Annotated in this window: 14 protein-coding genes and 2 pseudogenes; 8 read left to right on the plus strand and 8 right to left on the minus strand. The window is 48.6% G+C overall.

The window, feature by feature from the left end; translation table 11 throughout:
- Positions 1-67: 67 nt before the first annotated feature.
- Positions 68-1,078 carry an NAD(P)/FAD-dependent oxidoreductase gene (locus AADZ70_RS16630; RefSeq protein ID WP_047476174.1) on the plus strand — a complete coding sequence of 337 codons (1,011 nt, stop codon included), beginning with the start codon at positions 68-70 and terminating at the stop codon, positions 1,076-1,078.
- Between the two features lie 34 nt (positions 1,079-1,112).
- On the opposite strand, the gene cobA is transcribed toward AADZ70_RS16630, so the two are convergent.
- The 4 genes and pseudogenes from cobA to AADZ70_RS16650 form a co-directional block, all read right to left on the minus strand.
- Positions 1,113-2,552 carry a uroporphyrinogen-III C-methyltransferase gene (cobA, locus tag AADZ70_RS16635; RefSeq protein ID WP_342007345.1) on the minus strand — a complete coding sequence of 480 codons (1,440 nt, stop codon included), beginning with the start codon at positions 2,550-2,552 and terminating at the stop codon, positions 1,113-1,115.
- Positions 2,553-2,599: 47 nt separating this feature from the next.
- Positions 2,600-2,920 carry a nitrite reductase small subunit NirD gene (gene nirD, locus AADZ70_RS16640; protein ID WP_342007346.1) on the minus strand — a complete coding sequence of 107 codons (321 nt, stop codon included), beginning with the start codon at positions 2,918-2,920 and terminating at the stop codon, positions 2,600-2,602.
- 20 nt (positions 2,921-2,940) lie between these two features.
- Positions 2,941-5,358 (minus strand): NADPH-nitrite reductase, encoded by a 2,418-nt coding sequence (gene nasD, locus AADZ70_RS16645; protein WP_342007347.1) that lies wholly within the window; start codon positions 5,356-5,358, stop codon positions 2,941-2,943.
- Positions 5,359-5,467: 109 nt separating this feature from the next.
- Positions 5,468-5,615 (minus strand): annotated as a pseudogene (locus AADZ70_RS16650) (hypothetical protein); the annotation flags it as partial.
- A gap of 138 nt (positions 5,616-5,753) precedes the next feature.
- Here AADZ70_RS16650 and AADZ70_RS16655 point away from each other — a divergent pair.
- The 5 genes and pseudogenes from AADZ70_RS16655 to AADZ70_RS16675 form a co-directional block, all read left to right on the plus strand.
- Complete coding sequence (locus AADZ70_RS16655; RefSeq protein WP_342007348.1) at positions 5,754-6,956, plus strand: GTP-binding protein; 1,203 nt, start codon at positions 5,754-5,756, stop codon at positions 6,954-6,956.
- 63 nt (positions 6,957-7,019) lie between these two features.
- Positions 7,020-8,156 carry a zinc-dependent alcohol dehydrogenase gene (locus tag AADZ70_RS16660; RefSeq protein WP_029575240.1) on the plus strand — a complete coding sequence of 379 codons (1,137 nt, stop codon included), beginning with the start codon at positions 7,020-7,022 and terminating at the stop codon, positions 8,154-8,156.
- 16 nt (positions 8,157-8,172) lie between these two features.
- Positions 8,173-8,607: an RDD family protein gene (locus AADZ70_RS16665; protein ID WP_016936803.1), complete on the plus strand. Its 435-nt coding sequence runs from the start codon at positions 8,173-8,175 to the stop codon at positions 8,605-8,607.
- Positions 8,608-8,679: 72 nt separating this feature from the next.
- Positions 8,680-9,003 (plus strand): YckD family protein, encoded by a 324-nt coding sequence (locus AADZ70_RS16670; RefSeq protein ID WP_188154736.1) that lies wholly within the window; start codon positions 8,680-8,682, stop codon positions 9,001-9,003.
- A gap of 135 nt (positions 9,004-9,138) precedes the next feature.
- Positions 9,139-9,375: pseudogene (locus tag AADZ70_RS16675) on the plus strand (family 1 glycosylhydrolase); the annotation flags it as partial.
- A gap of 153 nt (positions 9,376-9,528) precedes the next feature.
- On the opposite strand, the gene comJ reads toward AADZ70_RS16675, so the two are convergent.
- The 4 genes from comJ to hxlA all read right to left on the minus strand — a co-directional run bounded on the left by comJ (position 9,529) and on the right by hxlA (position 11,932).
- Positions 9,529-9,927 carry a competence protein ComJ gene (gene comJ / locus AADZ70_RS16680; RefSeq protein ID WP_047476185.1) on the minus strand — a complete coding sequence of 133 codons (399 nt, stop codon included), beginning with the start codon at positions 9,925-9,927 and terminating at the stop codon, positions 9,529-9,531.
- Positions 9,928-9,948: 21 nt separating this feature from the next.
- Positions 9,949-10,386 carry a NucA/NucB deoxyribonuclease domain-containing protein gene (locus AADZ70_RS16685; RefSeq protein WP_016936798.1) on the minus strand — a complete coding sequence of 146 codons (438 nt, stop codon included), beginning with the start codon at positions 10,384-10,386 and terminating at the stop codon, positions 9,949-9,951.
- A 356-nt stretch (positions 10,387-10,742) separates the two neighbouring features.
- The gene (gene hxlB / locus AADZ70_RS16690) at positions 10,743-11,300 is read right to left on the minus strand and encodes a 6-phospho-3-hexuloisomerase (protein ID WP_342007349.1); all 558 of its coding nucleotides are present in this window, start codon (positions 11,298-11,300) and stop codon (positions 10,743-10,745) included.
- Positions 11,297-11,932 carry a 3-hexulose-6-phosphate synthase gene (gene hxlA / locus AADZ70_RS16695; protein ID WP_016936796.1) on the minus strand — a complete coding sequence of 212 codons (636 nt, stop codon included), beginning with the start codon at positions 11,930-11,932 and terminating at the stop codon, positions 11,297-11,299. Before hxlA ends, hxlB begins: the two co-directional genes overlap by 4 nt.
- 232 nt (positions 11,933-12,164) lie before the next feature.
- On the opposite strand from hxlA, the gene AADZ70_RS16700 reads away from it, so the two are divergent.
- On the plus strand, positions 12,165-12,527 hold the full coding sequence (locus tag AADZ70_RS16700) for a helix-turn-helix domain-containing protein (protein WP_016936795.1): 363 nt from the start codon (positions 12,165-12,167) through the stop codon (positions 12,525-12,527).
- A gap of 591 nt (positions 12,528-13,118) precedes the next feature.
- Positions 13,119-23,873, plus strand: a complete 10,755-nt coding sequence (gene srfAA / locus AADZ70_RS16705; RefSeq protein WP_342007350.1) for a surfactin non-ribosomal peptide synthetase SrfAA — start codon at positions 13,119-13,121, stop codon at positions 23,871-23,873.
- Positions 23,874-23,900 lie beyond the last annotated feature (27 nt).

Here is a 23,900-nt window from a genome sequence, read left to right on the forward strand (position 1 = left end):
TACTTTTATTGATATTGATTCTCAATTAAAAATGTTTGAAGTATAGATATAAACGGGAGGCAGAATAATGGCGGAAAATCATGAGGTGTATGACGTCACGATTATAGGCGGGGGCCCGATCGGCCTGTTTACGGCTTTTTATTGCGGGATGCGCGAGCTGAAAACGAAAGTGATTGAATTTTTGCCGCGGCTCGGGGGGAAAGTGTCTATGTTTTTCCCGGAAAAAATTATCCGTGATATCGGCGGAATTCCGGGGATCGCCGGGGAACAGCTGATTAAGCAGCTGAAGGAGCAGGCGGCGACATTTGAGCCGGATATCGTGTTGAATCAGCGGGTGACCGGATTTGAGCGGCTGAATGACGGGACCATTGTGCTGGAAAGTTCCGAAGGGGAAAAGCACTATACACGCACCGTGATTTTGGCTGTCGGCATGGGAACGCTTGAGGTCAATGAGCTCAACAGCGCGGATGCGAGCCGTTATTCAGGGAAAAACCTTCATTATAAAGTGGAGAAGCTGGATGCGTTTGAAGGTAAGCATATCGTGATCTCCGGAGGGGGAGATACCGCGGTTGACTGGGCGAATGAGCTGGAACCGATTGCGGCGTCTGTTACCGTCTTGCACCGCCGTGAGGAGTTCGGCGGTTTAGAAAGCAGCGTGGCGAAAATGAAGCGGTCTTCCGTGCGGGTGTTTGCGCCGTATCGTCTGAAGCATCTCAACGGCACCGGGGAACGGATCGAGAGCGTAACCGTTTGTCATACCGAGTCTGGCCATTCTGAAGACATCAAGGTTGATGAGCTCATTATCAATCACGGGTTTAAAATTGATCTCGGCCCGATGAAGGATTGGGGGCTTGAGATAGAAGAAGGCCGGATTAAAGCCGACAGACATATGCGGACGAATCTTCCGGGCGTGTTTGTTGCAGGTGACGCCGCCCATTATGAAAGCAAGCTCAGATTGATTGCCGGCGGTTTCACGGAGGGACCGACCGCCGTGAACAGCGCCAAAGCCTATTTGGACCCGCAGGCGGATCAGATGGCGATGTATTCGACTCATCATAAGAAATTGGTGACACAATAAAAAAGGGAATGGCCCCCGATGTTGAGCCGGGGGGTCAGCTGTGAACGAGCATGTCTTTCATTTCATTTTGTATAAACGCAAATAACTGTTCCTGATTTTTCACGGCGGTAAATCCGTAACCGGCGGGTATGTCTTCACCGATGCAGATGACGGGAGGGCGGTTTGCTGTCGGATTCGGTGATATACCGATCTGTTTTCCGGCGCTGAGCAAATGCTGAGCGGATTCTTTGCCCGGACAGATAATCATTTGCAGAGGAGACTCACTGATTGTGCGTTCGATCATCGAAGTGAACCGCTCATCTGCGATATGTTCATGAGTGATATAAAACGGGCATGATACTGAGTCTGGCATGTTTTCTGCCGCTTGACGGCTTCCGACAATGAGCGAATGCGGAGAATCACCTTGATGGCCGGATAGGCGGAAGCCCCGTTTTGTCAGTTCCGCCTTTGCCGCTTCAGTCGCTGCATTCAGGCTTGCTGTCACCCGGCGGATGTCAATCTGCTTGAGAGCCAGTGTGTCAAAGAATTCACAGACCGCATGGCGTGATGTGAAAAAGATCTGTTCAAAAGTGCTGATCCGCTTCAGGATGTTTTCGTTTGCGGGCATTTTTTTAACAATCCGCTTTGGCCATTCGATAACATCTGCGCCATACTCGCGCAGCCTGCCTATCAATGTATGTTCATCATCGCCATGAGTGACCACCATGATATGCCGCCCGATGAACGGTTTACTTTCAAACCAGCTGTATGTTTGAAGATTTACGATATCTCCGATGACGATAATGGCGGGGTTGGTGATGTTTTGGCTTTGTACTTTTTCATGGATATCCTGAAGCGTTCCTTTTACGCTGCGCTGCCGCCCCCATGTTCCCCATTGAATGACGAGTACGGGGACGGAGGGGAATTTCCCGTGCTCCATAAGCTGCCGGCATATAAATGACAGATTTTTAACCCCCATGTAAAACACAAGCGTTTGAACGCTTCGGGCCAGCGCTTTCCAATCGAGATTCGGCCTGCCTTGTAATGATGTATCATGAGCGGTGATCATGGCGAAGGACGAAGCGCAATCACGATGGGTGACGGGGACTCCCGCATACAGCGGCGCCGCGATTCCCGAGGTGATGCCGGGCACCATCTCGTAGCGGATGCCGTGCCGATGAAGCGCCTCCGCTTCTTCGCCGACTCTGCCGAACACGCTTGGATCTCCGCCTTTCAAGCGGACTACGGTGAAGCCTTCCGCCGCTTTTTCAATCAGCAGGGCATTTATCTCCGACTGTTTCATAAAATGGCGGTCGGGCAGTTTTCCGCAATAAATGAACCGGCAGTCTGGAGAGGCATATTCAAGAAACGTTGGGTTTGCAAGCCGGTCATACAAAATGATATCCGCTTTCTCCAGAACCTGTTTCCCTTTTACTGTCATCAGCCCCGGGTCTCCAGGTCCGGCACCGACAAAATATACAATTCCGTTTCTCATGATGACGTCATCCCTTCATCTGTTTAAAAAGTGATCCGACCCTTTGATCAATACAGGAGGTATACATTCTCTCCTTCGATCAGTGTTTCGTATGTTTTAATACAGCCATGATCCGGCTCTTGGACTTTTCCGTCTTCTAAGGAAATTTTCCAGTCATGCATCGGGCAGAAGACGTATTCTCCGCTGACGATGCCTTCAGCCAGGACGCCCCCTTTATGAGGGCAGCGGTTTTCGACGGCGCGGACGCTTCCGTCAGAAAGCTTAAATACAGCAAGCTCTTTCTCTTCTATATATACGGTTTTTCCTAACTCCTCAGGAAATTCGTTTAGCCTGCCTAAGCAAACCCTTGTCATATCTTTGTTAACCATGTCCGTTCCTCCTTACTGTTTTATGAAGTCGTGACGACATTTTCAAATAAATCTTTAGAAGCTTTTTTATCTTTAAGGAAATATTGCCACGGATCTTTGTGAACAGAGAGTGTTTCATTCATTCTGCCGTTGAGCTCCTGCCGTTTTTCCGGATCGTTCAACACAGATTGGACATGGGATAAACCGATGCGCTCAAGCCATGCGGATGTGCGCTCCAGATAGTTAGCCGTTTCTCTGTAGTACTGAAGGTAAGCGCCCGCGTATTCTAAGACTTCTTCATTCGTTTTCACTTTCATCAGCAAATCACCGGCTCGCAAATGAGTTCCGCCGTTCCCGCCGGCATAAAGCTCCCAGCCTCCGTCGATGCCGACAACACCAAGGTCTTTAATGCCGGACTCCGCACAGTTCCGCGGGCAGGCAGACACGGCCATTTTGACCTTATGAGGCGTATTGAGCCCTTCGAATTTTTTCTCAAGCGCAATGCCCAGTGCCATGGAGTCCTGCGTGCCGAAGCGGCAGAATTGTTCGCCTACGCACGTTTTTACCGTGCGGAGTGTTTTTCCGTACGCGTAGCCTGAAGGCATATCAAGCTCGGCCCATACTTTCGGCAGGTCTTCTTTTTTGACGCCGATGAGATCGATTCGCTGGCCGCCTGTCATTTTAACGAGCGGGATTTCATATTTGTCGACGACATCGGCGATCTTGCGGAGATCCTGAGAGTTGGTCACGCCGCCGTACATCCGGGGCACGACTGAGTATGTTCCGTCTTTTTGAATATTGGCGTGCATCCGTTCGTTCACAAAGCGGGATGTTCTGTCATCCTCGTATGTAGACGGATTGATCATGCCTAAGTAGTAGTTGAGGGCAGGCCGGCATTTGAAGCAGCCCTCCGGCGTTTTCCAGCCGAGCACGTTCATGATTTCTCTCGTATGTGATAGCCCTTTGGCTTTGATTTCTTCTACGACTTCATCTCTCGAAAGCGAGGTGCAGCCGCAAATCGCTTCTTTTTGCGCGGATGCGTCAAATTCTGAGCCCAGTGTATATTGAAGAATGTCTTCCACGAGCGGTTTACAGCCTCCGCAGGAACGGGATGCCCCAGTGCATGCTTTGATTTCGTCCGTTGATGTGCAGCCTTTTTCCTGAATGGCTTGAATAATCGCGCCTTTTGATACACCGTTGCAGCCGCAGATGATTTCATCGCCGCTCATCGCCGCGGTCATGCTTGCGCCTGCTTCCTGGTCAAGAGGCTGTAAGATGGATATCTTGGAAGTTTCGGAGATATCGGCTTCTTTTTGAATCATTGAAAACAGGCGGCTGCCCTCGCTGCTGTCTCCGAATAAAACAGCGCCGACAATTTGATTGCCTCTCAGGACGATTTTTTTATAGATGCCGTCCTGCTCATCGAAAACTTTAATCGCTTTTTTCTCCTCTGATTCGTTAAAGTCACCGGCAGAGAATACCTCGACGCCTGATACCTTTAATTGAGTGGAGAGAACGGAGCCTTCATACGGTTTTGTTTCAATGCCGCAAATATGTTTGGCCAGCACTTTTGCCTGTTCATAGAGCGGCGCCACAAGACCGTATGCGATTCCGCGGTGCTCGGCACATTCACCGACAGCGTAAATGTGCGGGATTTCAGTCTGCATATAATCGTTCACAATGATTCCGCGGTTAACCGGAATGCCGCTTTCCGCGCCAAGCTGTGTATTCGGGCGGATGCCGACCGCCATGACGACTAAATCAGCTTCGATGCTTGTGCCGTCTTTAAAGCGTACGCCTTCGACACGGTCAGTACCGACAATTTCTTCGGTTTGCTTTTCAAGTAAAAAGGTCATGCCTTGTTTTTCTAATTCGTTTTGCAGCAGGCGCCCTGCAGTTGGATCAAGCTGGCGTTCCATCAGGTATGGAGAGAGGTGGATGACAGACACGTCCATTCCGAGATTCAGCAGCCCGCGAGCGGCTTCCAAACCAAGCAGTCCTCCGCCGATGACGGCTGCTTTTTTATATTGTTTTGACGCGGCGAGCATCGTGTCGGTATCTTTTATGTCCCGGAATGCCGTGACGCCTTTTTTATCCGCGCCCGGAATCGGAAGGATAAAAGGGACAGAGCCTGTCGCCAGGATGAGTTCATCATAGGGCTGGATTCTGTCTGCATCTGTAATGACGGTTTTGCTATCCTGGTCCACTTTGATGACTGTTTCACCGGTATGCAGCTGAATGCTGTTTTCTTTGTACCAGTCCCAATCGTTTAATGTAATATCTTTAATATCTGTATCGCCTTGAAGCACTTTTGACAGAAGGATTCGGTTATAGTTGGGATGAGGTTCGGCCCCGAATATTGTAATCTCAAATTCGTCTTTTGAAACACGCAGTATTTCTTCAATCGCTCTTACCCCGGCCATTCCATTTCCAACAAGGACTAGCTGTTTTTTTCCCATCAGATGATCCGCTCCTTACCTGTGTTTTCTTTAGCGTAGCACAGCGAAAACAGATATTTAAGATACATGTTATGAGATGTAACAAAAAATACTAAAAAATCTAAAAATTTTATGAAAAATATATTGGTCTGATACGTGCAGCGCACATCTTTTAAACCGGTCATTTTACAGTCCGGATCCAAAGCTTCACCAATTAAATCGTTGACGTTTTGCGTGTCAGACCAATGGATGGGGACAAACAGTGTATGATGTCTGACTTTTACTTGATTTTAAATAGAGAATGCATCAGAATAAATAGTAACGATTACGATTTAATACACTGTACATATTATTTGAACAGAGACAGTCACAGATAATAAATCGTAATCATTCTATTTTGTTGGGAGGCTATTTTTATGGGAAAAATTCCGGTTACAGTATTGAGCGGCTATCTTGGTGCTGGAAAGACGACAGTTTTGAATCATATTTTACAAAACCGCAACGGTTTAAAAATTGCTGTCATCGTTAATGACATGAGCGAAGTAAACATAGACGCGGGCCTGGTGAAACAGGGAGGGGGCTTATCACGGACAGACGAAAAACTCGTAGAATTATCGAACGGCTGTATCTGCTGCACGCTGCGTGAGGATCTATTAGTCGAAGTTGAGAAACTCGCCAAAGACGGCAGATTTGATTATATCGTGATTGAATCAACAGGGATCAGTGAACCGATTCCCGTTGCCCAGACATTTTCTTATATAGATGAAGAAATGGGTATTGATCTGACAACATTCTGCAGGCTGGACACAATGGTTACCGTGGTAGATGCAAACCGATTCTGGCATGACTTCCAGTCCGGTGACAGACTCCTTGACCGGAAAGAAGCTGCGGGAGAAGAGGATGAACGGGAGATTGCCGACCTATTAATTGATCAAATTGAGTTTTGTGATGTGCTTATTTTAAATAAGTGCGACATGGTGGGCGAAAAAGAGCTTGAACAGCTTGAAACAGTTCTTCACGCATTACAGCCCCGTGCCAAGCTGATCCGATCCGTCCGCGGAGAAGTGCCTGCCGAATGCATTTTGAATACCGGTTTATTTGAGTTTGAAGAAGCGAGTTCATCAGCAGGATGGATAAAGGAGCTGACGGCAGGCCATGAAGCGCACACTCCGGAAACAGAAGAGTATGGAATCACTTCGTTTGTGTATTCACGGCGTCTGCCGTTTCATACCGTTCGTTTTGACAGCTGGCTGCATCACTCAATGCCTGACAGCATTGTGCGCGCAAAGGGAATTGCCTGGTGCGCAACCCACAACAGCTTCGCGCTGCTGATGTCTCAGGCGGGTCCGGCGGTCTCAGTTGAGCCTGTCTCTTATTGGGTGGCGGCGATGCCGAAACTTGAGCAGGAGCAGATCAAACAGCAGGAACCGGAGATTCTGGAGGATTGGGACGCTCAATTTGGAGACCGTCATACGAATCTGGTATTTATCGGGATTGATTTAGATGAAGCAGCCATTACAAAGGAATTAGATCAGTGTCTGCTCACGCCGTCTGAGTTCGATTCTGACTGGTCTCAATTTGAAGATCCTTTTCAATGGGACATTCAGCGGGCTGAATAACATACCAGCCAAGTTTAGAAGCATGTGAGAAGGGAAGGAGTGATGAAAAAGGAGCTGAACAATGTGAAAGCACTGACATACCAAGGAAAAGAACATATGGAAGTGAAAGAAGTCCCTGCACCCGTCATTCAAGATGAGAGGGATGTCATCGTTCGAATCACCGCAACCGGAATTTGCGGTTCAGACCTTCATTTATATAAAAACGGAATACCCGCTGATCCGGGTTACATCGTTGGACACGAGCCAATGGGAATTGTTGAAGAAACGGGCAGTCAAGTGAAAAAGCTGAAAAAAGGCGACCGGGTCGTGATTCCTTTTAACATCGGCTGCGGAGAATGTCATTATTGCAAGCACCAGATGGAAAGCCAGTGTGATGAATCAAATCCCAATCCTCATACAGATGCCGGCGGCTTATTCGGTTTCTCGGAGTTTAACGGTAATTATCCCGGCGGGCAGGCTGAATATTTACGAGTGCCCTATGCTGATTTCTCTTCTTTTCTGGTTCCGGCAGACAGCGAGCTAGAAGATGAACAGGTACTGCTTCTGTCAGATGTCATGCCGACCGCCTTTTGGAGCGTCCAGCACAGCGGAGTGAAAAAAGGAGACACAGTCGTTATTCTGGGCTCAGGTCCGATCGGTTTAATGGCGCAAAAATTCGCTTGGAAAAAAGGCGCAAAGCGGGTCATCGCAGTCGATCAAGTCCCGCACCGCCTTGAACATGCGAGACGCATAAACGGAGCAGAGACCTTCAATTTTTCAGAGCATGAAGAGATCGGGAAACTGCTGCATGAACAAACGTCAGGGGGCGCGGATGTTGTGATTGATTGTGTCGGAATGGACGGCACGCCGCTTTCAAAAGAAAAAGAAAAGCAAAAACCGAATCAGTTCGGAACCATCAGTCCGATTCTGACAGCGTCAGAAGCCGTTAAGAAGTTCGGTACTGTTCAGCTCACAGGCGCATATATTTCCGAAGCGGACGGTTTTCCGATCGGTGATTTTTTCACGCGCAACGTTTCTCTAAAAATGGGCCAGGCACCCGTTATCCATCTGATGCCGATGCTGTATCAAATGGTCGAACAAAATGAAATTGATCCGACGGATATTATTACGCACAAAATGAGTCTTGCGGAAGCCCCTGCTGCATATGATATATTTGACAAAAAAGAAGATGGCAACATTAAAGTGATTTTGAAGCCATAGAGCGAGGGGAAACACAATGAATATTTACAGACCGGCGGGATTTTGGATCAGATTGGGAGCCGCAGTACTCGACTATTTAATTATTTCAGTGCCTTTGGCGATTATTTATATGCTGGCAACGGGAAAAGATCCGGAGGAGAGCGCAATGATCAGCATCATTTTGACTCTTTATTCTATCTTGCTTCCTGTATACTGGAACGGTTATGTTATCGGCAAAAAGATCTGCGGTATCCGCATCGTCAAAAAAGACGGCACTCAGGTAGGCTTTCTCACTATGATTTTAAGAGTGCTTGTGGGCGCCTTAATTTATGGTGTGACGTTAGGAATCGGTGTGATCGTGAGCGCATTTATGGTCGGAATGAGAGAAGACAAACGGTCGATCCATGATTTTGTGGCAGGAACGTATGTTACATACGCATTGCCGGACGAATCGATTGAAAAGAGCGAATAATTTCGCTCTTTTTTTTGCATAAAAACTGGATGGAGGCACAACATATAACAAACGCTAAAGGAGGAAAAAGTCATGAAAAAAGCTGCGTTATCATTGGCTGCGTTTTTCATTACGGCAATGGTTTTCATAATGCCGGCACATGCAACTGAAACAAAAATGCCTTCAACAATGTCACTTACGGTACAGCAGAAAAAAGAAATTGAATCTCTTGAAAAGGAAATACTCGAAAAACGTAAACATGTCATTTCCAAATATGTTGAATACGGTGTCCTGCCGAAAGAAAAAGCAGAGCATATTAAACAGCATATGGACAGGCACTTTAACATGATGAAACAAAATGGCTTTATCCCCAAGCCTCCCCCTCATAAATTGGAGAAGCGGCATCATCATTCTTAAGCATCCGGCAAGATGGGTGCTTTTTTTTGTTTTAGCGGGATTGCTCTGGAACGCGTTTCATCACCTATGATATCAAATCAGACGCATCAGGAGGATGAAACACATGATACATGAAAAAACGGGTTTTTCCCGGATATATTTCTATGGGGATCGGCATCAACTGCCTATCGGGTTGCAGGGAGCCTGGAATACAGACGGTAAGGGTCCCTAGTCTGGGACCATTTCACAAAAATATCAGGTAAAACGTTTAAAGGCTCAAACGGCGATACAGCAGCCGGCCATTATGAACGTTATAAAGAAGATGTCGCCTTGATGGCAGAAATGGGTTTGAAAGCTTACGGCTTTTCTGTCAGCTGGCCGAGGATTTTTCCAAGCTTCGATTATTCACCGGCTTATCCGCTTACAAGTCACCCTGAAGACAAAATTGCATTTGAAGTTTTTACTGGTATCGGAACGTGATCGAAACAAACGGTAAGAGTTTATAAGAGTTCCCTGAGAGAAATATGTTTCTCTCAGGGAACTCTTTTACATTGCGGCCGCATCGATAATATACGTATCTGCATGCAAATCGGATAATTCGGCAGGCACTGAATAACAAGTAAGGCTGTATCGGCCTTTCGGAAGATCGAAGAAAAGCCGTTTTGACATCACGCTTTCAATCTCAATTCCATCTTTTACAGCTTCAAAGGAAACAGCCGCTTTTTTCTCATAGGATGGTACCGGTTCATTTGTATTAAGCCTGAGGACAATAAATGCCTTCGTATTTCTCCTTGCTTCAAATGAAACAGCTCCGTCAGCCTCCGCAAATCCTTTTTCAATGGCTTCATCCGTCCAATCGATAACAGGCGGTTCGGAATCTTTTTGGAAGATTGTAAATTGATGATAAGAAATGATAAGTTCTTGCGGTTTCCATGATTTAATCAATGCGCTGCTCCTCCTGTTTCGTTACTTGATTTTAAATAATACTCTCGTTCCGTCTGGATCATTGGTAAGCTGGTGTCCGACCCAAGAGCCGGCCCCGCGGTTGTCTGCCGGAGAAATATATTCTACGGAGGCATTGTTTCCGCCCTGTTTACAAACCGCCATGGGCCATTCATCTCTATCGTACCCCGTTTTTACAGGCACATGTTTAAGAGATTGCTCACGCCGCTTATGTACTCCGTCTCTGTCAATGGTGCATATGCTGGGATGTCCTTCTTTTATCGCGCCCTTAATATGCTTTGCTGTTTCCGGATATCGATCGGACGGAAATAGGATTACTTTGTCGTAATCGCTTTTCTGAACGGTCTGCTCGTTATCTGAGAAAATATCACCCTTGATCAGGGCCGCAACTGCTCCGGCAATGATGATAAGAACAAGCAGCAGTGCTTTTAATGTTTTCAAGAGTATCAATCACCTCCAGTTTTAAATTGCTGTAAAGCTGGTCCAAGAATAAAGCAGAATCGGCCCGCTGTAAAGCTGTTAAAAAATATTTTTCAACCTTAATTCAACTGAATATCTGTAAAACCGTCTGCACAAATCAGTTTTATCCAATAAAAAATCGGTCAGAAAGTCTTTTTCGCAGTTTCTCTATTCAGAAATGAATGATTGCGGCCGTCTGAATAATTGGCTATTATAGCGATAAGCTCACCGGCAAGGTATCTTCGTCAGCGAGTTTCCGGGTGAAGACTTGGCCGGGTGTAATCGAGCGCCGCAGGACGATAAAAAGACGGCCATCTGATAAGAAGGCCGCCAGTATATCATTCCAGATTTGCATGATTTGCAAACATGTCTGCCGAATTCAGTTCTTTTTTCTCCATGATTTTTAGAATAACCGCATCGTAAAACAGCAGGAGAGTCTGTTCAAATAAAGAGCCCATCGGCTGAATCGTCTTTCTGTCTCCGCCGGTCTCATCCTTAGGAGAGCCGGGAATTGTTATCGTGAGATCCGCAAGTCTGCCGAGACTCGAGTCAGGATTAATCGTTAATGCAGTGATGGTGCCATTAAGGCTTTTGGCTTTTTCAGCGGTATGAAGCAGGCTTTTTGTTTCGCCTGAGCCTGAGCCGATGATGACGAGACCGCCTTCTTTGAGGGGAGGGGCAAGCGTCTCACCGACGATGTAAGCGTTCAGCCCGATATGCATCATCCTCATGGCGAACGCTTTAGCCATAAAACCAGAACGGCCCGCTCCGGACGTGAAGGTCTGATCTGCAGCTAAAATCTGATCCGCAAGCTTGTCAGCTTCATTGTCGGCTATTAACGCTGCGGTACGGGATAATTCATTTATGATTTCATGTAAGTATTCCGTCGTTTTCATGATCCTTGTGTGATCAGCTGTTTCATTTTAGAAGCAGTATCCGCTTTATTGTCAGCTCCCGTAATGCCTCCGCCGACAATGATTAAATCTGGGTTTTGTTTGATGGCTTCAGGAAGCGTATCAAGTTTAATGCCTCCGGCAATTGCGGTTTTAGCGCTCTTGACTGCTTTTTTAATCGCCGTCAGTTCCTCGAATGAATTTTTTCCTTCTGCTTGAAGATCATAACCTGTGTGGACACAAATATAATCAACACCGAGTTGGTCAATTTCTTTTGCCCGTGTTTCAAGGTCTTTTACGTTGATCATATCGACGAGGATTTTTTTCTGTTGTTTTTTTGCTTCGGCAACCGCTCCTTTGATCGTCGAATCATCTGTCGCCCCTAAAACGGTGATGATGTCGGCGCCTGCTTCTGCCGCTTTCATAATCTCGTAACCGCCTGCATCCATGATTTTAAGATCGGCAAGCACTTTCAGGTGAGGAAAGGCTGTTTTCATTTCCTGCACGGCTTTCAGTCCTTCATTAATGACGACGGGAGTGCCGATTTCTACAACATCTATATATTGTTCGACCTCTTTCACAAGTTCAATTGCTTCAGGGATATTCACTAAGTCTAATGCCAGCTGTAATTCCACTGTATATTCACTCCTCTTCTTAATGTATCTACATTCTATAGAGTGCCCTGCATGTTGAAAAGTACGCACTTTAAAGTCTAATAGTTACTTTGAGGATACTGTCCCCCGCAGGCAATGTGTTTTGTCTCAGCAAAACTGCGTGGTAGTATAAATGGATGAAAGCTCTGTGAAAAAGTAAGCAAGTGTTTATAGATGATCAACGTACGAAAAGTAAGAGGAAGGAGAATAGCCCGTGAGCCGAATGGATAAGAAAACGTTTAATTGCGAAAAGGAATTGACGCTTGCCGTGATAGGCGGGAAGTGGAAAATGCTGATTATGTGGCACCTGGGAAAAGAAGGGACAAAACGATTTAATGAGCTGAAAGCTTTAATTCCTGATATTACGCACAAAATTCTTGTGAATCAGCTCAGGGAGCTGGAGCAGGATCTGATCGTTCATAGGGAAGTTTACCCTGTTGTTCCCCCGAAAGTGGAGTACTCATTAACGGAGCAAGGAGAGACCCTTATGCCGATTTTGGATGCTATGTATAAGTGGGGAAAAGAATATATGGAATTAATCAACATTGATAAAACTGCAATAAAGGAATCTTTTTGAAGCGCTCTATGGAAAATAGGGCGCTTTTTTTTGCGCGGTTTAATGAAATCATATTGCGAACGATTAAATCTCCTGTTTCGGTTCTTGCGCTGTTTTTTCCCCATCAGCTAATATATGAAAACTATTTTCATTCTGCCATAACTGGATATTCGAAAGATTTATACTATAGTTTAAAGATTTTTAATTTTACATAAATAATATTTTTAAAAATAAATTGCGGGATGCCGCAAAATACCCTCTGGAATTGTCGGAATTTTTTTCGGTGTGCCGCATGAAACTTTTCACCCATTTTTCGGTGATAAAAACAATAATTTCATATAAAGTGAACGTAAGTAGATATATAGTAATTCATGAAGAAATAGGTAAACCCTGTTGCTTACAAACATTGGATTCTTGTCTTGATTTCTCATAAATTTGAGCCGAATTTCGGACTGTGCGGGTGAATGGATTGCGGATTTCGGCGGTGGTTAAATCGGGATCGTTTTGGAGGTAAGTGGTTCTTTTGGCTTGATAATGAGTTAGGGACATTGAGGGAGGCTGTTTCTAAGGGAGAATTGACAAATTTATCTTAAAAAGGGGAGGCGCACACATATGGAAATAACTTTTTATCCTTTAACAAATGCACAAAAACGTATCTGGTATACAGAAAAATTCTATCCGAACACAAGTATTTCAAATCTTGCGGGTTTCGGAAAGCTCAATTCTGAGGACGGCGTACAAGCTCATATCGTTGAGAAAGCGATACAGGAATTCGTCCGTCGCCATGAGTCGATGAGAATCCGTCTTCGGCTTGATGATGAGGGAGAGCCCGTTCAATATGTGAGCGAATACCATCCGCTGACGATCGAGCATACAGACATCAGGCAAGCCGGCTGCTCTGCGGAAGAGCTGTCAAAATGGGGACGTGACGAGGCAAGCAAACCTCTGGCGTTATATGATCAGGATTTATTCCGTTTTTCCGTGTACACCATCAGCGAAAATGAGGTATGGTTCTACGTTAATGTGCATCACGTTATTTCAGACGGAATTTCCATGACGATTCTGGGCAATACGATTACTGATATTTATTTGGAGCTTTCGGGCGGAGCAAGTGAGAACGAGGCGGAGATTCCTTCCTTCATCGAGCATGTGCTGACAGAGCAGGAATATGTGCAGTCGAAGCGGTTTAAAAAGGATCGGGATTTTTGGAACGGACAGTTTGAGACCGTACCGGAGCTTGTGTCTTTAAAACGGAGCCAGGCAGATGCGGGTCTTGATGCGAAACGGTTTTCTCAAGAAATTCCTCATGACCTGTACGGCCGGATTCAAACATTTTGCGGGGAGCATAAAGTCAGCGTTCTTTCCTTGTTCCAGTCAGCTCTGATCGCTTATCTCTACAAAGTGACAGGCCGGGATGACGTCGTCACGGGTACGTTTATGGGAAACCGGACGAATGCGAAAGAAAAGCAGATGCTCGGGATGTTCGTATCCACGGTGCCTGTCCGGACAAGTGTTGACGGAAGCCAGCCGTTCTTGGAATTCGTCAAAGGCCGGATGAAGGATCTGATGAAAATTCTCCGCCACCAAAAGTATCCGTATAACCTGCTTGTCAATGATTTGCGTGCTTCAAAAAGTTCGCTGAGCAGATTGTTTACGGTGGCTTTGGAGTATCAAGTGATGCAGTGGCAGAAAAAAGAGAATCTGTCCTTCCTGACAGACCCGATCTTCAGCGGAAGCGGAACAAATGATATATCGATTCACGTGAAGGAACGATGGGACACTGGGAAATTGACGATTGATTTTGACTATCGCAGTGACATATTTAAGGCGGACGAAATTGCTTCTGTTTCTGAACGTTTGATCACGCTGATTGAAGATGCGATATCATCTCCTGACCGTGTAATTGATGAGCTCGCTCTTCTTTCAGAATCGGAGAAAGAGCTGCTTCTGAAGCGTGCCTCCGGCAATCCGGTCGCTTATCGCAAGGAGATGACGATTCCGGCGCTGTTTGAAGAGAAAGCGAAGGCACTGTCTGACAAACCCGCGGTGGTATATGAAGGCCGGACATTGTCCTATCACACATTGCATGAACAGTCAGGCCGTATCGCCGGACGCCTTCTTAAAGCCGGGATATCAGCCGATTCTCCTGTCGCTGTGCTGCTTGGCCGATCTGACCGTGTTATTGCGGCAATATTGGGAATTTTGAAAGCGGGCGGCGCCTATGTGCCGATTGATCCTGACTTTCCGGCGGATCGGATTCAGTACATCTTGGAGGACAGCGGAGCGAAGGCTGTTCTGACAGAGGCGGGAATACAGGCGCCTGAAACGAATGCCGAACAGATTGATTTTGATGAGGCCGTTCAATATGAGACAGCCGCTGACGGTGTCTGCACACAATCAGACCGGCTGGCTTACATTATCTATACGTCCGGTACAACTGGGCGGCCGAAAGGCGTGATGATTGAACACCGGCAAGTTCATCACCTGGTTCAATCACTGCAGCAGGAGATTTATCAGTGCGGTGAACAGACATTAAGAATGGCGCTTTTGGCCCCGTTTCATTTTGATGCGTCCGTTAAACAGATTTTCGCCTCGCTTCTTTTAGGTCAGACGCTTTATATCGTGCCGAAAACAACTGTTACAAACGGCTCGGCACTGCTGGACTATTATCGTCAAAACCGGATTGAAGCCACTGACGGAACGCCTGCTCATCTGCAGATGATGGTTGCGGCGGGAGATGTCAGCGGAATTGAACTGCGCCACATGCTCATTGGGGGAGAAGGCCTGTCCGCCGCTGTTGCTGAACAGCTGATGGCGCTCTTTCATCAATCGGGCAAAGCGCCGCGGCTGACAAATGTCTACGGGCCGACGGAAACGTGCGTAGATGCGTCCGTGCATGAGGTGTCACAAGATAACGGAATGAATCAGCAGGCGGCGTACGTTCCGATCGGAAAACCGCTCGGCAACGCCCGGCTGTATATATTGGATAAGCACAAACGGCTTCAGCCTGACGGTACGGCTGGTGAGCTGTATATCGCGGGAGACGGTGTAGGCCGCGGCTATTTAAATCTTCCGGATTTGACCGCAGAGAAGTTTTTGCAGGATCCGTTCAACGAGAGCGGCCGCATGTACCGCACGGGTGATATGGCGCGCTGGCTGCCGGACGGAACAATTGAATATATCGGCCGAGAAGACGATCAAGTGAAAGTCCGCGGCTACCGTATTGAGCTGGGAGAAATTGAAACGGTGCTCAGAAAAGCTCCGGGCGCGGCGGAGGCCGTCGTGCTGGCACGGCCGGATCAGCAGGGCAGCTTAGATGTTTGCGCATATATCGTTCAAGAAAAAGGAACCGAGTTTCATCCTGCCGAGTACCGGGAGTATGTGTCCAAACACCTTCCTGATTACATGGTGCCCGCTTACTTTACAAAAACGGATAAAATTCCGCTTACGCCGAGCGGGAAGGCAGACCGCAAAAAGCTGTTTGCACTTGATGTGCAGGCTGTCAGTTCGTCAGAGTATGCGGCGCCGAGAAATGAGACGGAGAAAACGCTCGCCGTCATCTGGCAGGAAGTCCTCGGAATGGACAAGGTGGGTATTTATGACCATTTCTTCGAGTCTGGCGGTCATTCCTTAAAGGCAATGACGCTTTTGACGAAAATTCATAAGCAAATGGGCGTGGAAATCCCGCTGCAATATTTGTTTGAGCATCCGACAATCGCGGCGCTTGCCGATTATGCGGTAAGCCGAAACGAAGGGCCGGATTACAGTGCGATTAAGCCGGCTGAGCAGCAGGCGAGCTATCCGCTTTCGCTCGCCCAGCAGCGCATCTACATCGCGAGTCAATTTGAAGATGCGGGGGTCGGGTATAACATGCCGGCAGCAGCCGTTATCGAAGGCGCTTTAGACCGTGAAAAACTTGAGCGTGCATTTTCTGTCTTAATCAGCAGGCATGAAGCGCTCAGAACATCGTTTCAATCAGAGGACGGCACGCCGAGACAGGTGATTCACGAGCATGTTCCGTTTCATATCGAAATGATCGAAGCGAGCGGGAGAACGAATGAACAGGTAATGAAGGATTTTGTGCGCCGTTTTGAGCTGGCGGAGGCGCCTTTGTTCAGAATCGGCCTGCAAACGCTCGGTCACAATCGCCATATGCTGCTGTTTGATATGCATCACCTGATTTCAGACGGAGTATCAATTTCCATCATGCTGAAGGAACTGGCAGAGATCTATAGCGGAAAACAGCTGCCTGACTTGCATATTCAATATAAAGATTACGCCGTCTGGCAAGCGGAACGGGCGGAAGAAGGCTACAAGAAAGAGCGGGCGTATTGGAAAGAAGTCTTTAGCGGCGAACTGCCGGTGCTTCAGCTGCTCCCTGATTACCCGCGGCCGCAGGTGCAAAGCTTTGAGGGTGACCGCGTATCAGTCAAGCTGCCGAAAGAGCTGCGGGACCGGCTGCAGAAGCTCGCCGGGAAAAACGGAGCCACCCTTTATATGGTGCTGTTATCGGCATATTATACGCTGCTTTCTAAGTATTCAGGACAGGAAGACATCATCGTGGGAACACCATCGGCGGGAAGAAATCATTCCGATACCGAGGGACTGATCGGGATGTTTGTCAACACGCTTGCGCTGCGAAGCTCCGTGAAGCAGGATCAGACATTTACAGACTTGTTAGGTCATGTTCGCAAGCAGGTGCTGGACGCGTTTTCTCACCAGGACTATCCGTTTGAGTGGCTGACCGAGGAGCTGAATGTGCCCCGGGATATGAGCAGGCATCCGATATTTGATACGATGTTCAGTCTGCAAAATGCTTCGAACGGAATTCCGGAAATCGGCAATCTTACGCTGTCTCTTCATGAAACCAACTTCAATATCGCCAAATTCGATCTGACAATGCAGGCCCGGGAAACAGCGGAAGGCATTGCGCTCGATTTGGATTATTGCACGAAGCTGTTTAAGCGTTCGACGGCGGATCGCCTGCTTGCGCACTATGTCCGCCTGCTGGAGAGTGCGGCAGCTCAGCCGGATGCGAAAATCAGAGAATATGATCTGCTTTCTGAACGGGAGGCTTTGAATCAATTACAGCGGTTCAATCCGGAACGCACAGTGTACCCGAAAGAGCAAACGATCGTGCAGATCTTTGAAGAACAGGCCCGAAAGAACCCTGACCGGACGGCTCTTCAGTTCGAAGGGGAAACCCTGTCGTATCAGCAGCTGAATGAACGCGCCAACAGGCTTGCGCGGCATATTCTTTCGGTCGGAGGCGGCGGGAAAACCGCGGCTGTTTTATGTGAACGGTCAATGGACATGATTGTTTCCATTATGGCTGTGTTAAAAGCGGGGTCTGCCTATGTGCCGATTGATCCTGAGCATCCGGTTCAGCGGATTCAGCATTTCTTCCGCGACAGCGGGGCGAATGTGCTCCTGACTCAGCAAAGCCTCAAGCCGCTTGCGGAAAAGGCCGGTTTTCAAGGCGTCATTGTGCTTGCTGATGATGAGGAAAGCTATGAAAAGGACTCTCATAATCCAGCATTGCCGTTTGACTCCAAGACGATTGCCAATCTCACTTATACATCAGGAACGACGGGAACGCCGAAAGGAAACATCGTCACACATGCCAACATTTTGCGGACGGTAAAGAACACGAACTATTTGACCGTTTCTGAAGAAGATACTGTGCTCGGACTGTCAAACTACGTCTTTGACGCCTTTATGTTTGATATGTTCGGTTCGCTGTTAAACGGTGCAAAGCTTGTGATCGTCCCGAAAGATACGGTGCTGGACATGACCCGTTTGTCCCGCGTGATCAAACGGGAGAATGTAAGCATTCTGATGATTACGACGGCCCTGTTCCACCTGCTTGTTGATATGGAGCCGTCCTGTCTGACGACGCTTCGGAAAATCATGTTCGGGGGCGAAAGGGCGTCTGTTGAGCATGTCAAAAAGGCGCTTGCGGCAGTCGGAAAAGGAAAGCTGCTTCATATGTACGGTCCGTCTGAGAGCACGGTGTTTGCGACATACCATCCGGTGGATGTGATTGAAGAGGATACGCTCTCTGTTCCGATCGGAAAACCGGTCAGCAATACGGAAATCTTCATCATGGACACGGCCGGACGAATGCAGCCGGCAGGTATCCCGGGCGAGCTGTGCGTCAGCGGGGAAGGTCTCGTGGAAGGCTATTACAACCGTCCTGAACTGACGGAAGAAAAATTTGTAAAGCATCCGTTTAAGGAAGGGGAACGGATGTATAAAACGGGCGACTTGGCCAGATGGCTGCCGAATGGCGATATTGAGTTTATCGGACGTATCGACCATCAGGTGAAAATCCGCGGCCAGCGGATTGAGCTTGGTGAAATTGAGCACCAGATCCAAAGCCATGACCAGATTCAGGAATGCATCGTGCTCGCTGTGGACCAGGGAGCGGGTGACAAACTTCTTTGCGCGTATTTTGTCGGCCTCCGAGAAATCTCTTCCCAGGAGCTGAGGGAGCATACGGCGAAGGATCTTCCGGCTTATATGATTCCGGCCGTCTTTATTCAAATGGATGAACTGCCTCTTACAGGAAACGGGAAGATCGACAGACGGGCGCTGCCGATGCCTGATGTGACTGCAGCGAATGCTGTGTCATATACGGCGCCGCGCAATGAAACAGAACAAAAACTGGCGGATATTTGGGCTGAGGTGCTGCAAATGGAGCGGGTCGGCGTGCACGATCAGTTCTTTGAGATCGGAGGCCATTCGTTAGCGGGAATGAAACTGCTTGCTCTCATCCAGAAGACCTTCAGCGTGCAGCTTACATTAAAGGATCTGTTCACTTCTCCGACGGTTGCGGGACTGACGCAGCTGATTGAAGGCGCTGAGCGGAAGACGGCTGAAAGCATCGTACCGGCGGCTGTGCAGGAAACGTATCCGGTTTCTTCACCGCAGAAGCGGATGTTCGTGCTTCAGCAGCTGGAAGGCGCTGAAACAAGCTATAACATGCCGTCTGTGCTCCGCTTAAAAGGGAAGCTAGATGCAGAAAAGCTGAAATCTGTCATGAAACAGCTGACAGAACGCCATGAAGCCTTCAGAACGACGTTTGACATAAAGGATGGAGAAACGGTTCAGCGTATATGGGCCGAAGCTGATATTGACATGGAATATTACGAAGCCTCTGAGGAAGACGCAGGACAAATTATTCAGAGCTTTATCCGGCCGTTCCGCCTGGATCAGCTTCCTCTCGTCAGAACGGGGCTGGTTAAGCTGGCTGAACATGATCACCTTCTGCTGTTTGACATGCACCATATCATTTCAGACGGCGCTTCAGTCGGCGTGCTGATAGATGAACTGTCCCGCCTGTATGGCGGCGAAACGCTTGAGCCGCCGCGGATTCATTATAAAGACTATGCGGTATGGCAGCAGAAATTTATTCAATCAGAGCAATACCGCAAGCAGGAGGAGCATTGGCTTCGGGAGCTTGACGGCGAGCTTCCGGTATTGACGCTGCCGGCTGATTACAGCCGTCCGGCTGTGCAAACCTTTGAAGGAGACAAGCTGGTCTTTTCACTGACTGAAGAACAGACGTCGGCTCTTCGCAGTCTTGCGAAACAAACGGATTCTACCATGTACATGGTGCTGCTGGCGTCATACAGCGCTTTTCTCTCAAAATTGAGCGGACAGCATGACATCATTGTCGGCTCTCCGGTTGCGGGACGGTCACATGCGGATCTCGCTAACGTCATCGGTGTGTTTGTGAATACACTCGCGCTTCGGTCGTATCCGGAAGCGGACAAAACGTTCACAGATTATCTTGAAGAAGTAAAACAAACCGCTTTACGTGCATTTGATGCGCAGGATTATCCGCTTGAGGACCTTCTGCAAAAGATTGAGGTGCAGCGTGATACGAGCCGAAATCCGCTGTTCGATGCGGTATTCTCCATGCAAAACGCAAATGCTGAAGATCTGGTCATGGAAGGAATTGAGCTGAAGCACCATCCGTTTGACAGAAAAACAGCCAAGTTTGATCTGACGATGACGGCTGATGACACAGACGGAGGCTTAACGTTTGTGCTTGAATATAACACTGCGCTGTTTAAACCGGAAACGGCAGAGACGTGGAAGCATTATTGGCTTCATCTGTTAGAAGCCGCTGCGGAAAATCCGGCAGCGAAGCTTTCTGAGCTTTCATTGGTGAATGAAACAGAAAAACAAGCCCTTCTTGACGCATGGAAAGGAAAAACACTTTCTGTGCCGCGGGACAAAACGGTTCACCGTCTCTTTGAAGAAACGGCCGCCCGCCACACAGACCGTCCGGCTGTGGCTTACAACGGCGCGAAATGGACGTACGGCGAGCTGAACGCAAGGGCGAACCGGATCGCGCGCATTCTCATGGACTGCGGCGTTACGGCTGACGAACGTGTCGGCATTTTGACGAAACCGTCCTTGGAAATGGCTGCGGGCGTACTCGGCGTCCTGAAAGCGGGCGCGGCATTTGTGCCGATTGACCCGGATTACCCGAAAGAGCGGATCAGCTACATTCTGCAGGACAGCGGCGCCAAGCTGCTTCTCACACAGGAAGCGCTCGACGTGCCGGAAAGCTACACAGGAGATACGATCCTGCTTGACGGCCGCCGCTCTATTCTGAGCCTGCCGCTTGATGAAAACGATGAAGCGAACCCGCAGACGGAAACAACGGCGGATCATCTCGCTTATATGATTTACACGTCAGGAACGACCGGACAGCCGAAGGGGGTCATGGTCGAACACCACGCGCTGGTGAACCTGTGCTTCTGGCATCACGACGCATTCGCCATGACGGCGGAGGATAAAAGCGCCAAATACGCGGGCTTCGGTTTTGACGCTTCCATCTGGGAGATGTTCCCGGCATGGACCATCGGCGCGGAGCTTCATGTCATTGATGAAGCGATCCGGCTGGATATCACCCGCTTAAATCACTATTTCGAAGAGCACGGCGTGACGATCACTTTCCTGCCGACGCAGCTGGCCGAACAATTTATGGAGCTGGAAAATACCTCTCTCCGCATGCTTCTCGTCGGAGGCGACAAGCTGAAGCGGGCGGTGAAGCAGCCGTACACGATCGTCAACAACTACGGCCCGACGGAGAACACCGTCGTCGCGACAAGCGGCGTCATCAATCCGGAGGAAGGATCGCTTTCGATCGGACGGGCGATTGCCAATACGAGAGCGTATATTCTCGGTGATGGCGATCAGGTGCAGCCGGAAGGCATTGCCGGTGAATTGTGCGTGGCAGGCCGCGGACTTGCGCGCGGATACCTGAACCGTGAGGAAGAAACGGCGAAGCGGTTTACCGCAGATCCGTTTGTGCCAGGCGAGCGCATGTACCGGACCGGGGACCTCGTCAAATGGAACGCGCAGTGCGGTATCGAATACATCGGCCGCATCGACCAGCAGGTCAAAGTGCGCGGCTACCGGATCGAGCTTTCAGAAATTGAAGTCCGCCTCGCGCAGCTTGCGGACGTTCATGACGCGGCGGTGACGGCGGTGGAAGACAAAGCGGGCAATACCGCGCTTTGCGCCTATGTCGCACCTCAGCAGGATGATATCGAAGCGCTCAAAGCCGCGCTGAAAAACACGCTTCCGGACTACATGGTCCCTGCGTTCTGGGTGGAGATGGACGAGCTTCCGGTCACCGCAAACGGCAAGATTGACAAAAAAGCCCTGCCGGCGCCGGACATTGAAGCGGGAAGCGCGGCGTACAAAGCGCCGGAAACAGAGATGGAGACGCTGCTTTCTGACATTTGGCAGGAAGTACTCGGACTGGATCAGATCGGCGTAAGCGATAATTTCTTCACGCTCGGCGGCGACTCGATCAAAGGCATTCAAATGGCGAGCCGCCTGAATCAGCACGGCTACAAGCTGGAGATGAAAGACCTCTTCCAGCACCCGACCATTGAAGAGCTCGTCTCTTACGTGGAGCGGACGGAAGGCAAGCAGGCCGACCAGGGACCTGTCGAAGGCGAAGCGGAATTAACGCCGATCCAGCGCTGGTTCTTTGAGAAAAACTTTACGGACAAACACCACTGGAACCAATCCGTCATGCTTCACGCAAAAGACGGCTTTGATCCGGTTCTGGCGGAAAGAACCCTGCAAGCATTGATGGAACACCATGATGCACTCCGTATGGTTTACCGTGAGCAAAAGCCATATTACAGAGGGATTGAGGAGGCGTCTGTTGAACTGAACGTCTTTGAGTTGAACGGACTCAGCGAAGATCATGAAGACCGTATCGAACGGGAAGCAGACCGTCTTCAAAGCAGTATTTCACTGGAAACAGGATCTCTGCTGAAGGCCGGGCTCTTCCGGGCGGAAGACGGAGACCACCTTCTCCTTGCGATCCATCACTTAGTCGTAGACGGTGTATCTTGGCGGATTTTACTGGAGGACTTCACCTCCGTTTATACACAGCTCAAGCAAGGCAATGACCCGGCGCTGCCGCCGAAAACACATTCATTCGCCGAATTTGCCGAGAGAATCAAAGAATACGCAAATACGAAGGCGTTTCTGAAAGAAGTTGATTACTGGAAAGAGCTTGAGGAGAAAGAGGTATGCACTCAGCTCCCGAAAGACAGGCAGTCTGGGGATCAACGCATGAGACATACAAGAACGGTCAGCTTCTCTCTGACGGCTGAACAAACTGAACAGCTGACCACAAACGTCCATGAAGCCTACCACACAGAAATGAATGATATTCTGCTGACGGCGCTCGGACTGGCGCTGAAGGAGTGGACGGGTGAAGACACGATCGGCGTTCATTTGGAAGGCCACGGACGTGAAGACATTCTTGACGGCTTGAATATCACCCGGACGGTCGGATGGTTTACGAGCATGTATCCGATGATCCTTGAGATGAAACACGCCGACGACCTTTCATATCAGCTGAAACAAATGAAAGAAGACATCAGGCATATCCCGAACAAAGGAGTCGGCTACGGCATTCTGCGTTATGTAACGGCGCCTGAGCATAAAGAGAATCTTTCGTTTGAGATTGATCCGGATATCAGTTTTAACTACTTAGGCCAGTTTAATGAGATGTCGGATTCCGGCTTATTTACAAGATCCGATATGCCGTCCGGACAATCGCTGAGCCCGGACACAGAGAAGCCGAATGCGCTTGATATTGTCGGATTTATAGAAAATGGGCAGATGACGATGACGTTTGCCTATCATTCTCTCGAATTTCATGAAAAAACCATCCAATCGTTCAGTGACAGCTTTAAAGGGCACCTCCTGAAAATCATAGATCATTGCCTGGCTCAAGACGGTCCTGAACTTACGCCTAGTGATCTTGGTGATGATGATCTGACGCTTGATGAACTTGATAAATTAATGGAAATTCTCTAACAGAAAAGACAGAGGTGACATATGAGC

Source organism: Bacillus sp. YBsi01, from assembly GCF_038406745.1.
Classification (GTDB): domain Bacteria; phylum Bacillota; class Bacilli; order Bacillales; family Bacillaceae; genus Bacillus; species Bacillus siamensis.